Annotated in this window: 12 protein-coding genes; 7 read left to right on the forward strand and 5 right to left on the reverse strand. The window is 61.0% G+C overall.

What is annotated here, in order from left to right; translation table 11 throughout:
* Window positions 1-106: 106 nt before the first annotated feature.
* Window positions 107-1,006, reverse strand: a complete 900-nt coding sequence (gene sucD / locus JDW18_RS22340) for a succinate--CoA ligase subunit alpha (RefSeq protein WP_218241765.1) — start codon at window positions 1,004-1,006, stop codon at window positions 107-109.
* 20 nt (window positions 1,007-1,026) lie between these two features.
* Entirely contained in the window at window positions 1,027-2,187 is a 1,161-nt protein-coding gene (gene sucC, locus JDW18_RS22345) for an ADP-forming succinate--CoA ligase subunit beta (RefSeq protein ID WP_218241766.1), read from the reverse strand.
* A 472-nt stretch (window positions 2,188-2,659) separates the two neighbouring features.
* Here sucC and argC point away from each other — a divergent pair, with 472 nt between their 5' ends.
* The 4 genes from argC (at window position 2,660) to JDW18_RS22365 (ending at window position 7,987) form a co-directional block, all read left to right on the forward strand.
* Window positions 2,660-3,592 carry an N-acetyl-gamma-glutamyl-phosphate reductase gene (gene argC, locus JDW18_RS22350; protein WP_218241767.1) on the forward strand — a complete coding sequence of 311 codons (933 nt, stop codon included), beginning with the start codon at window positions 2,660-2,662 and terminating at the stop codon, window positions 3,590-3,592.
* Window positions 3,593-4,019: 427 nt separating this feature from the next.
* Window positions 4,020-5,420 (forward strand): D-serine/D-alanine/glycine transporter, encoded by a 1,401-nt coding sequence (gene cycA, locus JDW18_RS22355; RefSeq protein ID WP_218241768.1) that lies wholly within the window; start codon window positions 4,020-4,022, stop codon window positions 5,418-5,420.
* 387 nt (window positions 5,421-5,807) lie between these two features.
* A complete protein-coding gene (yddG, locus tag JDW18_RS22360; protein WP_218241769.1) occupies window positions 5,808-6,749 on the forward strand; it encodes an aromatic amino acid DMT transporter YddG in 942 nt (313 codons plus the stop codon).
* Between the two features lie 2 nt (window positions 6,750-6,751).
* Entirely contained in the window at window positions 6,752-7,987 is a 1,236-nt protein-coding gene (locus tag JDW18_RS22365; protein WP_218241770.1) for an MgtC/SapB family protein, read from the forward strand.
* A gap of 7 nt (window positions 7,988-7,994) precedes the next feature.
* Here the strand turns inward: JDW18_RS22365 and JDW18_RS22370 are convergent, their stop codons facing one another.
* The 3 genes from JDW18_RS22370 to recA form a co-directional block, all read right to left on the reverse strand.
* Window positions 7,995-8,720 (reverse strand): hypothetical protein, encoded by a 726-nt coding sequence (locus tag JDW18_RS22370; RefSeq protein WP_218241771.1) that lies wholly within the window; start codon window positions 8,718-8,720, stop codon window positions 7,995-7,997.
* Window positions 8,721-8,757: 37 nt separating this feature from the next.
* Window positions 8,758-9,228 carry a recombination regulator RecX gene (recX, locus tag JDW18_RS22375; RefSeq protein WP_218241772.1) on the reverse strand — a complete coding sequence of 157 codons (471 nt, stop codon included), beginning with the start codon at window positions 9,226-9,228 and terminating at the stop codon, window positions 8,758-8,760.
* A gap of 210 nt (window positions 9,229-9,438) precedes the next feature.
* Window positions 9,439-10,563 carry a recombinase RecA gene (gene recA / locus JDW18_RS22380; protein WP_218241773.1) on the reverse strand — a complete coding sequence of 375 codons (1,125 nt, stop codon included), beginning with the start codon at window positions 10,561-10,563 and terminating at the stop codon, window positions 9,439-9,441.
* 138 nt (window positions 10,564-10,701) lie between these two features.
* Here recA and JDW18_RS22385 point away from each other — a divergent pair, with 138 nt between their 5' ends.
* From JDW18_RS22385 to JDW18_RS22395, 3 genes are all read left to right on the forward strand, one after another.
* Complete coding sequence (locus JDW18_RS22385) at window positions 10,702-11,193, forward strand: MarR family winged helix-turn-helix transcriptional regulator (RefSeq protein ID WP_218241774.1); 492 nt, start codon at window positions 10,702-10,704, stop codon at window positions 11,191-11,193.
* Window positions 11,194-11,284: 91 nt separating this feature from the next.
* Complete coding sequence (locus tag JDW18_RS22390; protein WP_218241775.1) at window positions 11,285-11,959, forward strand: response regulator; 675 nt, start codon at window positions 11,285-11,287, stop codon at window positions 11,957-11,959.
* A gap of 85 nt (window positions 11,960-12,044) precedes the next feature.
* Window positions 12,045-13,487, forward strand: coding sequence for a sensor histidine kinase (locus JDW18_RS22395; RefSeq protein ID WP_218241776.1), 1,443 nt, complete (start codon window positions 12,045-12,047; stop codon window positions 13,485-13,487).
* Window positions 13,488-13,638 lie beyond the last annotated feature (151 nt).

The following is a 13,638-nucleotide window of genomic DNA, read 5'->3' on the forward strand; positions in this document are numbered from 1 at the left end:
GCGCTTTCTTTTAAGAGTGGAGGCAGTTTAGAGGGCCTGAGGCCCGCTGCCAGTTCGTAATACTGCGTAAATTTTTACCGCAGCACTACGAACTTCTGCACAGGGCTTACTTCTTCAGCAGGCCTTGCAGCAGGCGACCCATTTCGGATGGGTTGCGAGTGATGGTGAAACCGCACTCTTCCATGATGGCCAGCTTGGCGTCAGCAGTGTCTGCACCGCCGGAGATCAGGGCACCTGCGTGACCCATGCGCTTGCCGGGAGGAGCAGTCACGCCAGCGATGAAGCCAACGATAGGCTTTTTCATGTTGGCCTTGCACCACTGAGCAGCTTCAGCTTCATCGGGACCGCCGATTTCACCGATCATGATCACGGCGTCGGTGTCGGGATCTTCGTTGAAAGCGCGCATCACGTCGATGTGCTTCAGGCCGTTGATGGGGTCACCACCAATACCGACAGCGGAGGACTGGCCAATGCCCAGTTCAGTCAGCTGAGCCACGGCTTCGTAAGTCAGCGTACCGGAACGGGACACCACGCCCACGCGGCCCTTCTTGTGGATGTGACCGGGCATGATGCCGATCTTGATTTCGTCAGGCGTAATCAGACCGGGGCAGTTGGGGCCCAGCAGCAGAGTCTTCTTGCCGCCAGCAGCTTCCTTGGCCTTCATCTTGTTGCGCACTTCCAGCATGTCGCGCACTGGAATGCCTTCGGTAATGCAGATGGCCAAGTCCAGGTCAGCTTCCACAGCTTCCCAGATGGCAGCTGCAGCGCCTGCTGGAGGCACGTAGATCACGGACACGGTAGCGCCAGTTTCCTTGGCGGCGTCCTTGACGGAGCCAAAGATTGGGATGTCGAAAATCTTTTCGCCAGCCTTCTTGGGGTTCACGCCTGCCACGAAGCAGTTCTTGCCGTTTGCGTATTCCTGGCACTTTTCAGTGTGGAATTGGCCAGTCTTGCCAGTAATGCCCTGGGTGATGACCTTGGTGTCTTTGTTAATAAAGATCGACATGTGTGTATCTCCGGGGCGTATTACTTAACGGCAGCAACGATCTTGGTTGCGGCTTCAGCCATGGTGTCGGCAGCGATGATGGGCAGACCGGAATCCTTGAGGATTTGCTTGCCCAGTTCTTCGTTGGTGCCCTTCATGCGCACGACCAGAGGCACGGACAGGTTCACGGCCTTGCAGGCTGTGACCACGCCGTTGGCGATGGTGTCGCACTTCATGATGCCGCCGAAGATGTTGACCAGGATGCCCTTGACTTCAGGGTTCTTGAGCATGATCTTGAAGGCTTCAGTCACCTTCTCGGCCGTAGCGCCGCCGCCCACGTCCAGGAAGTTGGCTGGCTCGCCGCCGAACAGCTTGATGGTGTCCATGGTGGCCATGGCCAGACCAGCGCCGTTCACCAGGCAGCCGATGTTGCCATCCAGGGAGATGTAGGCCAGGTCGAACTTGGATGCTTCGATTTCAGCAGCATCTTCTTCGTCCAGATCGCGGTAAGCCACGATTTCTGGGTGACGGAACAGCGCGTTGGGGTCGAAGTTGAACTTGGCGTCCAGGGCCATCAGATCGCCCTTGGAGTCGCAGTTCAGGGGGTTGATTTCCACCAGCGACGCATCGGTGTCCATGTAGCACTTGTAGATCTTGGCGAAGATGTCTACAGCCTGGTCAATGGACTTGCCTTCCAGACCGATGGCAGCAGCCACCTTGCGCGATTGCGCTTCGGTGATGCCGGTCTGGGGGTCGATCATCTCGGTGATGATCTTTTCGGGAGTGGAATGAGCCACTTCCTCGATGTCCATGCCGCCTTCGCTGGAAGCGATCAGGGCAACCTTCTGCGTGGCGCGGTCAGTCACCAGCGACACATACAGTTCATTCTTGATGTCAGCGCCGTCTTCGATGTACAGACGACGGACCTTCTGGCCTTCGGGGCCAGTCTGGTGCGTCACCAGCTGCATGCCCAGAATCTGTTCGGCCAGCTTTTGCACGTCCTCGATGGACTTGGCCACCTTCACGCCACCGCCCTTGCCGCGGCCACCAGCGTGAATCTGGGCCTTCACCACCCATACGGGTCCACCCAGCTTCTGGGCTGCTTCAACAGCCTCTTGAACTGTGAATGCAGGAATGCCACGGGGGACTGGCACACCAAACTGGCGCAAGATTTCCTTGCCTTGGTACTCATGAATCTTCATGACTTTGTCTCTCTGAACTGAGGGGAAATACCCGCTTGCCACAGACTCTAGCGGTCAGGCAATTCGGGTTCGTATGACATGGCGTGCAGGAATGTACCATGTTGCATCGCGCAAAACGACACCCCAATATGCGCAGAATCCACAATTTCATGCATCTTTTTTCGCATTTGCGCAAAAGCTGCAATGTGTTGATATTGCTGGAAAAATTATGCCTACACGATAATTTTTCTTCCTGCAACTTTCTTATGTCTTATACAAAACCTGACGCAAGCTTGATGCAAGCTCTGCCGAACGGGAAAGACCGTCGCCTAAGCGACAAAAATTAGGCCGTTTGTAGGAGTTTTGCCTAAAAAACAGGCTGCACACATCTGCCATCAGATTCAAGGACAATCAGCGTCCGAAAACGCGGCAATAGTGCCGCAGGCAGCGGCATCCACACAAACATGCGCGCGCCGCGCAGGAGAGAAATGCAATGGCAAAAGTCTTTATCGACGGAGAAGCAGGAACCACCGGTCTGCAGATTCGTGATCGTCTGGTCGATTTTGCAGGTGTGGAGCTGGTCAGCATTGACCCCGCACTGCGCAAGGACCCTGCCGCCAAACGCGCTCTGATTGCTGGCGTGGATCTGGTCATTCTGTGCCTGCACGATGATGCCGCCCGCGAAACCGCTGCCATGGTGGACTCCATCACCGCCGAAACAGGCCGCGCCATCAAGATCATTGATGCATCGACGGCCCACCGCACCGCCCCCGACTGGGTCTATGGCTTCCCCGAGCTGCGCGCTGGCCAGCTGGAAGCCGTGAAGAACGCCACCCGCGTCTCCAACCCCGGCTGCTACGCCACGGGCGCCATTGCCCTGCTGGCACCACTGGTGGCGGCGGGCCTGATTCCTGCCGACTACCCCGTGAGCCTGCCTTCCGTTTCTGGCTACACCGGCGGTGGCCGCCCCATGATTGAAGCTTACGAGGCTGGCACGGCCGCGCCTTATGAAGCTTATGCACTGGGTCTGGGCCACAAGCACATTCCCGAAATCCTGCACTACACCGGCATGACACGCCGCCCCGTGTTCATTCCCGCAGTGAGCAACTTTGCCCAAGGCATGCTGGTGCAACTGCCCCTGCATCTGGACCTGCTGCCCGGCGCGCCCAAGGCGGCTGACCTGCACGATGCACTGGCCAGCCACTACGCCAAGACCAACACACCAGCCCAATGGGTCAGCGTGCTGCCCGCTACGGAAGACAACAAGCTGGCCGCCGACACGCTGGCCAATACCAACAAGCTGGAGCTGCGCGTGTTTGCCAATGAGCAATACCGCCAGGCCGTGCTGATTGCCCGTCTGGACAATCTGGGCAAGGGCGCCAGCGGCGCGGCGGTGCAGAACCTGCAGATCATGCTGGGCCTGTAAGCCCTGCCCTTGAAGACTTCCATTTCAATAGCAGCTAGCGCTTTATTCATAAGCGCTGGCAGTCTATAAAGCTTCAATCATTTGCGGCTGCCACTGCCACTGGGGCAGCTGCAAGCCTGGGCCGTATGGGCCAGCCCAGCACCGGGCCATCGATCGCCTGCGGATTCAGCCCGGAAGCTGACCGCAATGCAGGCAGCGGGCCACGCGACTGCATCCGGGCCACGCTCAGGTCCAGAGCCTCCAAATGGCTCTCCCAGCTTCGCGCTGCCACTCGGGTCGATTTCATCGCACCGAGTGGTAAATAGCGGCTTGCTTTATCCTTGCCGACTTTTCGAATCTCAGGTTTTCCGCCTGTCATCGGGGCACAACATGGCTGCGGCGGCGTTGTGTGCCATGGCGACGGCAGCTTTTGCATAGGTTTCTCCAGATGACTCACAAGGCATCAGGCACGCCGGGCCAGGATGGCCATGACGACCTGCAACGCAATCTCACCAACCGCCATATTCAGCTGATTGCCATTGGCGGCGCCATCGGCACAGGCCTGTTCATGGGCTCGGGCAAGACCATCAGCCTGGCGGGGCCGTCCATCGTCTTTGTGTACATGGCCATCGGCATCATGCTGTTCTTCGTGATGCGCGCCATGGGCGAGTTGCTGCTGTCCAATTTGCAGTACCGCTCCTTCATCGACTTTTCTTCCGATCTGCTGGGCCCCTGGGCAGGCTTTTTCACGGGCTGGACTTACTGGTTCTGCTGGATCGTTACCGGCATCGCCGATGTGATTGCCATCACAGGCTATGCGCAGTTCTGGTTCCCGGACATCCCGCAGTGGCTGCCCGCAGTGGCCTCTGTGCTGGTGCTGCTGGGCCTGAACCTGCTGACGGTGAAGCTGTTTGGCGAGACCGAGTTCTGGTTCGCCATGATCAAGATCGTGGCCATTGTGGCGCTGATTGGCACGGGCCTGTACATGATGGCCACCGGCTTTGTCTCCCCTGCGGGCCGCTCTGCCTCGCTGGCCAATCTGTGGAATGACGGCGGCATGTTCCCCAACGGCATGCTGGGCTTTTTCGCAGGCTTTCAGATTGCAGTGTTTGCCTTTGTCGGTATCGAGCTGATTGGCACCACGGCCGCCGAAGCCAAGGACCCCGAGCGCACGCTGCCACGCGCCATCAACTCCATTCCCGTGCGCATCATCGTGTTCTATGTGCTGGCACTGATCGCCATCATGACGGTGACGCCCTGGCGCGATGTGGTGCCCAGCAAGAGCCCGTTTGTGGAGCTGTTCATGCTGGCGGGCCTGCCTGCGGCCGCTGGCATCATCAATTTTGTGGTGCTGACTTCGGCAGCCTCCTCGGCCAACAGCGGCGTGTTCTCCACCAGCCGCATGCTCTTTGGCCTGTCCATCAAGGGCGACGCGCCCAAGTCCTTCAGCCAGCTGTCCAGCCGCAGCGTCCCTTCGCGTGGTTTGCTGTTCTCCTGCATCTGCCTGCTGGTGGGGGCCTTTTTGATGTGGGTGATTCCCGACCTGATGGAAGCCTTCACGCTGGTGACCACGGTTTCCGCGATTCTGTTCATGTTCGTCTGGTCGCTGATTCTGCTGTCCTACATCGCCTATCGCCGCCGCCGCTCGGCGCTGCACCAGGCCTCCAAATTCAAGATGCCCGGTGGCGTGCCCATGTGCGTGGCCTGCCTGGCTTTCTTCGCGGGCATTCTGGTGCTGCTCACACTCAAGGACGACACGCGCCAGGCACTGATCGTCACCCCGCTGTGGTTTGTGCTGCTGGCCGTGGCCTACCAGTTTGTGCGCCGCCGCAATCAGGCTCGCGGCTAAGACCGCGCCCCGCGCTTGACCCCAAAAGGCCTCGACAGAGGCCTTTTTTCATGCCGCAAGCCTGCGAATGCCATGCGCGCTGAGATCACAGGACTCGTGCTTTGGGCTGCAATGTCGCCGATACCCGTCAAGAATTCCACGACACCGATGACAATAGGCTGGGCATGACCATCAACGGCAGGGGCAGCGCCGCCAGTAAAGCGGCTGCAACCCCATCAAACCAGCCGCGAGTTCTGCGGCTTTTTTCAGGCCTGAATTTATTGCCCATTTATTTCGCAGCAGCAACCACAGCACAGACAAGGCTCACATGGCGATTTCCATGTATTTATCAGGCACTACATGCGCTTGCAGCTCCTGTTTCAGGAGTGAATGCAGTGGTGCACAGGCATGAGTGCAGCGCCCTCTTCCGCCGCGCAGAAGGCCACGCTCATCGGCCTGATTGCCATCGTCTGCTGGAGCTGCACCATAGGCCTGATGCGCTCTGTTGCCGAGCCACTGGGCGCCGTAGGTGGCGCAGCCTGCCTCTACACCATGGCGGCGCTGTGCATTGCCATCGCACGCGGGCGGCAAGGCTGGCGCGAGCTGGCACGCTGGCGGGCCATGCACCCGGCCTACCTCTGGCTCTGCGGCCTGCTGTTCGTGGTCTATGAAATTTTTCTGTCCGTGGCCGTGGGCTTGGCGCACGACCGCAGCCAGGCCATGGAAATCGGCGTCATCAACTACCTCTGGCCCAGCCTGACCATTGCCTTTGCCGTGCTGTGGCGCCAGCAAAGCGCACGCTGGTGGCTGTGGCCCGGTCTGCTGATCTGCCTGTGGGGGCTGGTGCGCGTGCTGGGCGGGGACAGCTTCAGCCTGACCACGCTCTGGCAGCATGTGCAAGGCAACCCTGTGGCCTATGGCATGGCCTTTGCCGCCGCGCTGCTGTGGCCTACCTACTCTCTGCTGGCGCGCCGCTATGGCGCGGGCTTCAACGCCGTGGGCCTGTTCGTGACCTGGACAGCGCTGGCGCTGTGGGTGCAATGGCTGCGTCAGGATGCTGTAGCGCCCATGCAATGGTCCTGGCCCACGGCGCTGCAGCTGTTCATGGCTGGCGCACTGACAGCGCTGGGCTATAGCTGCTGGGAGCATGGCATTCAACACGGCAAGCTGGCCGTGCTGGCTGCAGCCTCGTATTTCACGCCCGTGCTGTCTGCGCTTGCGGCCAGTTTGCTGCTGCAGGTGCTGCCAGGCTGGAGCTTCTGGCAGGGTGTGGCACTGGTCACAGCAGGCTCGCTGATTTGCTGGTGGGCCACACGCGCACCTGTGCCTGCACCGTCGAAAAAGGTCTGAACATGGAGCTCAACAGCACGCTGCACATTCTGCTTAGCGCACTGGGCATAGGCCTGATGATCGGTGTGGTGCGCGAGCGCATGCACAACAGCGCCAGCGCTCTGGCAGCAGGCACGCGCACCCATGCGCTGGTCAGCCTGCTGGGCTGCGTGGGCTGGATGATTGACCCTCTCGCCTTTCTTGTCTGCGTGCTGCTGGTGGGTGCACTGACCTGCGCCTCTTACTGGCAGACCGCCCACGAAGACGCCGGGCTGACAGGTGAAATTGCCTTGCTGCTGAGCGTGGTGCTGGGCGGGCTATCAGTGCGCAATAGCTCTCTGGCCGCTGCGCTGGGCGTGATGGTTGCACTGCTCTTGCTGGCCAAAGCCCCCATGCAAAAGCTCAGCCGCGAGCTGATCAGTGAACGCGAATTGCAGGATGGCCTCATGCTGGGCGCGGCGGCGCTGGTCGTCATGCCGCTGCTGCCCACCTCGCCGCTGGACCCCTGGGGCGCCGTCAGCCCCACCACCATCTGGCGCATTGTGGTGCTGGTCATGGCCGTGGGCATGTTTGGCCACATCGCGCAGCGGCTGTTCGGCGCCCGCTGGGGTCTGCCGATTGCGGGATTTTTCTCAGGCTTTGTCTCCTCATCAGCCGCCGTCACCGGCATGGGCCAGCGCGCCAGAGAAAACAGCGAGCAGACCACGGCCTGCGCATCGGCCGCGCTGCTGGCCAACCTGGCTTCGCTGCTGCTGTTTCTGGCGGTGGTAGGCGCCATATCGCCTGCACTGCTCACAGCAGCCCTGCCCAGCCTGGGCCTGGCCGTGCTGGCTTTGCTGCTGGTGGCAGGCTTTTGGCAGTGGCGCGCGCACCAGAGCGCTGCTGTCACTGCCCCAAGTTCTGGCCGCGCCTTCAAGCTCAGCCAGGCGCTGCTGATTGCGGCGATGATTGCCGGGGTTTCGCTGCTGGCCGCATGGCTGGGCCAGCGCTTTGGCAGTGCAGGTGTGCTGATCACCACCATGCTGGTGGCGCTGGCCGAAGTGCATGCCGCCGCGGCCGGGGTGGCGCAGTTGCAGGTCTCGGGCACAGTAACGCTGGATGTGGCCCGCTGGGGCATTCTGGGGGTGCTCAGCGCCAGCAGCCTGGCCAAGACCGTGCTGGCTTTTGCCAGCGGTGGCACACGCTATGGTTTTCAGCTTGCCATGGGGCTGATTGCCATGGCGTCGGCTGCCTGGCTTGGCTTGCTGCTCTCAAATTAAGAACAACTCAGGCCGTCAACCAGATGCCAATGCCCAGTATCACGACATGCGCGGCCATCAGCAGCCACAGCATCATCCAGGGCGGCTCGGCCATGTCCTGCAGCAGACCCTGAATTTTTTCGCCGAAAAAAGCACGCAGCGCAGGGTCGCCCTTGGCGGCCTCTGTGCCCCATTCGGCGCGGGTCTGGCCCCACTCCTCCACCAGTTCGGCCAGTGGCAAGCGATTGAGCACCGTGCGCACAATCCACTGCACCGCCCGCCCATCGCCCACCCAGGGCTTGAGATGCTCAATTGCCAGCTGAGGCGACAGCAGATCAGCCGTTCGGTGCAGCGCCTTGTGTGTGCGCGGCATGGTTTCCACCCGCTCGGCCAGCATCTGGGCCAATCGCTGCGACAAGCCCTGGCCATAGCGCGCCACCAGCTTGCCCGTGGCACGGGCGCGCCCTATCTGCAACCCCACAAACACATAGGCAGGAATGATGAAGACCAGCAGCAGCGCCACCACCAGCGACGGCGAAAACAGCAGCGCAATGATGGCGCCCGCCCCTCCTGCATGTGCTGCCGCTGGCATGCCCGGCCCGTTGAGCCGCAAAAAATAGAATGCAGCGGTGGTGCAGCCCAGTAGCAGAGCCAGCGCAATGCCCAGCATCAACCCGCCCAGCAACGATTTGCCTGCACTCAGGCCCATGCGCAGCGCGGACGGCGAATCGGACTCTGGGGCGGTAGCGGGCATGGTCTGTCCTTTTCTTGGCTTTCAGGAAACGGGAATTTCAGTCATCACCTTGGTCGAAATCCGAGTATGGCGCCTCCCGCAAAACCCTCGAAGCCACCGCTGAAGAGAAGCCCCGTGACGCCATAAAGCGCAGTTGTCTGGCCTTTTCCTTCAGGTCTGCGGGCGGCGCACCAAAGCGCTTGCGCCACAAATCGGTGGCGCGCTGCAGCTCGGTATCACGCAGTTGCTCGCCCGCCTCTCGCACGGCTTCATCGTCCAGCCCCTTGCTGCGCAATTCCTGCACCAGCCGCGCCGTACCAAAGCGGCTGGCCTTGCTGTGAATGACAGAGGCCACCACCCGCTGCTCGCTGATAAAGCCGCGCTTTTCCAGCTCATCCAGAATCGCGGGCAAATCGTCCCCCTCTTCCACATGCGCCGCCAGCTTGCGCTGCAACTCCAGCCGCGAATGCTCGCGCTGCGCCAGCAGCTTCAAGGCCCGACCTTTGAGCGAGAGCTTGGCAAAGCTCATGAAACACATCTCCAAAAAACAAAAAAGCGCAGGGGATACCTGCGCAAAGATGGCAAAACTGACTCCCCCTGAGCCGCTGCGCGTCTTCCCCCAGGGGACGACGGCCTTTGCTGCGGGGCGGCCCTTGCTGGCCGCCCCTCGCAGGGGGTAGCGCGATTTTTTACGCCGTGATGCCGTGCACCATCATTTTCACGGGCGCATGGAAAGCTCTTAGGCCTGAATCACGCCGTCTTCGTCAACGGCACCGTTCTTGTCGGCCTTCTTGCCTTTTTTGCCCTTGCCAGCATCTTCTTCACCAGCAGCGCCGGGCAGCAGGGCAATGCCCAGGCTGTCACGCACCTTGTTTTCGATCTCAAAAGCCAGCGCGGGGTTTTCACGCAGGAATTCACGCGAGTTGTCGCGGCCCTGGCCGATTTTTTCGCCGTTGTAGGCATACCAGGCGCCGGACTTTTCCAGAATCTTGGCGTTCACGCCCATGTCCAGAATTTCGCCTTCGCGGCTGATACCTTCGCCGAACAGAATGTCGAATTCTGCGGTTTTGAAGGGGGGCGAAACCTTGTTCTTGACGACCTTGACCTTGGTTTCGTTGCCGATGGCTTCGTCACCCTTCTTGATCGTGCCGGTGCGGCGAATGTCCAGACGCACAGAGGCGTAGAACTTCAGCGCGTTACCGCCAGTGGTGGTTTCGGGCGAGCCGAACATCACACCAATCTTCATGCGGATCTGGTTGATGAAGATGACCATGCAGTTGGTCTTCTTGATCGTGGCAGTCAGCTTGCGCAGGGCTTGCGACATCAGACGGGCTTGCAGACCGGGCAGTGCATCGCCCATTTCGCCTTCAATTTCAGCCTTGGGAGTCAGGGCTGCCACGGAGTCAATAACGATCAGGTCCACCGCGCCAGAGCGCACCAGGCTGTCGCAAATTTCCAGAGCCTGCTCACCGGTGTCAGGCTGGCTGATCAGCACATCGCTGAGGCTCACACCCAGCTTCTGGGCGTAGCCGGTGTCCAGCGCGTGTTCCGCATCGATAAAGGCGCAGGTGCCGCCCTGCTTTTGCATCTCGGCAATAACCTGCAACGTCAGCGTGGTCTTGCCCGAGGATTCTGGGCCGTAGATTTCGATCACGCGGCCACGGGGCAGACCACCTACGCCCAGAGCGATGTCCAGACCCAGCGAGCCGGTGGAGACGACTTGAATGTCTTCAATCGCTTCACCCTCACCCAGCTTCATGATGGTGCCCTTGCCGAACTGCTTTTCGATCTGGGCCAGGGCTGCTGCCAGCGCTTTGGCTTTTTCGCTGTTGTCGGCGGGGGTGTTCTTGGCGGTGGCGTTCATATCAGGCTCCGAGAGAGGTGAGTGACTGTCTGTGGCCAGTCCTGTCTTTGCATTCAGGCTGGATGCTTGAACAGTAGTTTATGAGCTTGTATTGCCGTTGTGTTGAATTTAATAGTCAGTTTGCCTTACTATTGATGCATGACCGAAATCGCCCCCGTTACGCCCGCTGAAGACGCCTGGCGCCAGACCCATCTGGGCCGCTTGCTGGGCCACGCCATGCGCCGCTTTGATGCCCGGGTGCTGCAGCTCATGTCCCGTGATGTGGAGGTGCCGCTGGCGCTGTCCAATCTCGCGGCACGTGACAAGGTGGGGGCCGCGCATATTCACATCACGCGGCACCTTTCTCTGGCTGGCGACAGGTTGACCGACCTGGCAGAGAAAGCAGGCATGACCAAGCAGGCCATGGCCGATCTAGTCACGCAGTGCGAGGCATGGGGTCTGGTCACCCGCGAAACGGATTCCCGCGATGCCCGCGCCAAACGGGTGCGCTTTACGGAAAGCGGCCTGGCCTGGGTGCAGGCTTTTCACGATGCCGTCACGCAGGCTGAGGCCGAGTTTCGCGATGCCGTGGGCGAGGATGTGGCCACCGTGGTGGCGCTGGGGCTGGAGGCCTATGCTGACGGCTACTGAGACTGCACGGTTTTGGTTCATGGGTGACACCAGCCATCCCTACAATGGCGACAAAAGTGCCACTGGCACCAAAAACTAGCAGGAGACACCCATGCGCATTCTCATCGCCGAAGACGACCAGGTGCTGGCAGACGGCCTGCAGCGCACGCTGCGCAGCTCTGGCGCCGTAGTCAGCCATGTGGCCAATGGCAGCGAGGCCGATACCGCACTGCTGACCAGCAGTGAATTTGATTTGCTGATTCTTGACCTGGGCCTGCCCAAGATGCACGGTCTGGAAGTGCTCAAGCGCCTGCGCGGGCGTGGCGATGCGCTGCCGGTGCTGATTCTCACGGCCGCAGACTCCATCGAAGAACGTGTGCAGGGCCTGGATCTGGGCGCGGACGACTACATGGCCAAGCCGTTTGCCCTGTCCGAGCTGGAGGCCCGCGTGCGTGCCCTCACGCGGCGCGGCATGGGTGGCGCCAGCTCCACCATCAAGCACGGTCCGCTGGTCTATGACCAGTCAGGCCGGGTCGCCACCATCGACGGCAAGATGGTGGAACTGTCCGCCCGCGAGCTGGGTCTGCTGGAAGTGCTGCTGCAGCGCGCAGGCCGTCTGGTCAGCAAGGACCAGCTGGTGGAGCGCCTGTGCGAGTGGGGCGAAGAGGTGAGCAACAACGCCATCGAGGTCTATATCCACCGCCTGCGCAAGAAGATTGAAAAGGGCCCCATCCGCATTGCCACGGTGCGCGGCCTGGGCTACTGCCTGGAGAAAATCCCCAGCTGACATGCTCCTCAATTCATAGCTGATAGTGATTATTGGTGAATGACTTGAAGCTAAAAACACTTAAAAAATTCATCGGACCGCAGCCTTGAAGATCTTTCAGCGTGAGCAGCGATCCCTCTTCGGCGAGATCCTTGACTGGATGCTCACGCCGCTGCTGCTGCTGTGGCCCGTCAGTCTGGCGCTGACCTGGCTGGTGGCGCAGGGTCTGGCCAACAAGCCGTTTGACCGGGCGCTGGAATACAACGCGCAGGCGCTGGCGCAGTTGGTCATCGTGCAGCGCGGCAAGGTGCAGTTCAATCTGCCACAGTCGGCCAGCGAGATCTTGCGCGCCGATGAATCGGACACCGTTTTCTTCCAGGTCAGCGGCACCAAGGGCGAATACCTGGCGGGCGAGCGCGACCTGCCCCACCCGGATGCAACAGAAGACCAGCCCCCCACCGGCACGGTGCTGCTGCGCGATGAGGAATACAAGGGCATAGACCTGCGCGTGGCCTATATCTGGGTGCGCATGCCGCTGCCGGGTGAGCCCAATGCATTGGTGCAAGTGGCGGAAACGCGTGAAAAGCGCAGCGTGCTGGCCACGGAAATCATCAAGGGGGTGATGCTGCCGCAGTTCGTCATCCTGCCGCTGGCAGCCCTTCTGGTGTGGCTGGCGCTGGCGCGCGGCATCAAGCCGCTGCACCGGCTGGAGGAGCGCATTCGCGCGCGCAAGCCCGAAGACCTCTCGCCCATCAACCACAGAGATGTGCCGCTGGAAGTGGTGCCACTGGTCGATTCCGTCAATGATTTGCTGGAGCGACTGGACGACTCCATCGCTACGCAAAAGCGCTTTCTGGCCGATGCCGCCCACCAGCTCAAAACCCCGCTGGCAGGGTTGCGCATGCAGGCCGATCTGGCCCAGCGTGAGGGCACGAACACCGAAGACCTGAAGCGATCGCTGGCGCAGATCGGGCGCTCTTCCATGCGCGCCACCCACACCGTCAACCAGTTGCTGGCGCTGGCGCGGGCCGAGAGCGCCGTGCCCGCCATGCAGGGTTGCAATCTGGTGCACATCGTCACCGATGTGTTTCAGGACTGCCTGCCCCGCGCCATGGACAAGCACATAGACCTGGGCTACGAGGGCGCCAGCGCCAGCACGCCCGGCGTCTGGCTCAACGGCAATGCCACGCTGCTGGCCGAGCTGGTGCGCAACCTGGTGGACAACGCCATCAACTACACGCCATCAAGCATCGAAAAACCCGGCATGGTGACGGTGCGGGTGCAGGCCGATCACTTTGGTCAGGTGCTGCTGCTGCAGGTGGAAGACAGCGGCCCCGGCGTGCCGCCGGCCGAGCGCGAGCTGATCTTCCAGCCGTTCTACCGCGCCCTTGGCTCTGAAGCCGATGGCTCCGGCCTGGGCCTGCCCATCGTCATGGAGATCGCGCGCCAGCATGGTGCGCAGGTGCTGCTGCAGGATGCCAAACCCGGCCAGCCAGCGCCCGGTGCACTGTTTACCGTGCGCTTCAAAGCCATGCCCGGGCAGCAGTAATCGCCTCATTTCAGGCAAGCAGCGCAGCGCCGGATTGCACCTTGTTTTATGCACCAAACTGGTGCCATACAAAGCAAAAAAATCTCAACAGCGGCGCGGCCTTGCGCCTGTTTCTGCGGGTATTGCATAGCGGAAACTGCGTACTGAGCGA

It is taken from the genome of Comamonas fluminis (assembly GCF_019186805.1).
In the GTDB taxonomy this organism is placed as follows: Bacteria; Pseudomonadota; Gammaproteobacteria; order Burkholderiales; family Burkholderiaceae_C; genus Comamonas; species Comamonas fluminis.

Coding starts and splice junctions, on each gene's coding strand:
- argC (WP_218241767.1), top strand. CDS start 2,660: ATGGCAAAAGTCTTTATCGACGGAGAAGCAGGAACCACCGGTCTGCAG.
- recX (WP_218241772.1), bottom strand. CDS start 9,228: ATGAGCTTTGCCAAGCTCTCGCTCAAAGGTCGGGCCTTGAAGCTGCTG.
- yddG (WP_218241769.1), top strand. CDS start 5,808: ATGAGTGCAGCGCCCTCTTCCGCCGCGCAGAAGGCCACGCTCATCGGC.
- recA (WP_218241773.1), bottom strand. CDS start 10,563: ATGAACGCCACCGCCAAGAACACCCCCGCCGACAACAGCGAAAAAGCC.
- cycA (WP_218241768.1), top strand. CDS start 4,020: ATGACTCACAAGGCATCAGGCACGCCGGGCCAGGATGGCCATGACGAC.
- JDW18_RS22365 (WP_218241770.1), top strand. CDS start 6,752: ATGGAGCTCAACAGCACGCTGCACATTCTGCTTAGCGCACTGGGCATA.
- JDW18_RS22370 (WP_218241771.1), bottom strand. CDS start 8,720: ATGCCCGCTACCGCCCCAGAGTCCGATTCGCCGTCCGCGCTGCGCATG.
- JDW18_RS22385 (WP_218241774.1), top strand. CDS start 10,702: ATGACCGAAATCGCCCCCGTTACGCCCGCTGAAGACGCCTGGCGCCAG.
- sucC (WP_218241766.1), bottom strand. CDS start 2,187: ATGAAGATTCATGAGTACCAAGGCAAGGAAATCTTGCGCCAGTTTGGT.
- sucD (WP_218241765.1), bottom strand. CDS start 1,006: ATGTCGATCTTTATTAACAAAGACACCAAGGTCATCACCCAGGGCATT.
- JDW18_RS22390 (WP_218241775.1), top strand. CDS start 11,285: ATGCGCATTCTCATCGCCGAAGACGACCAGGTGCTGGCAGACGGCCTG.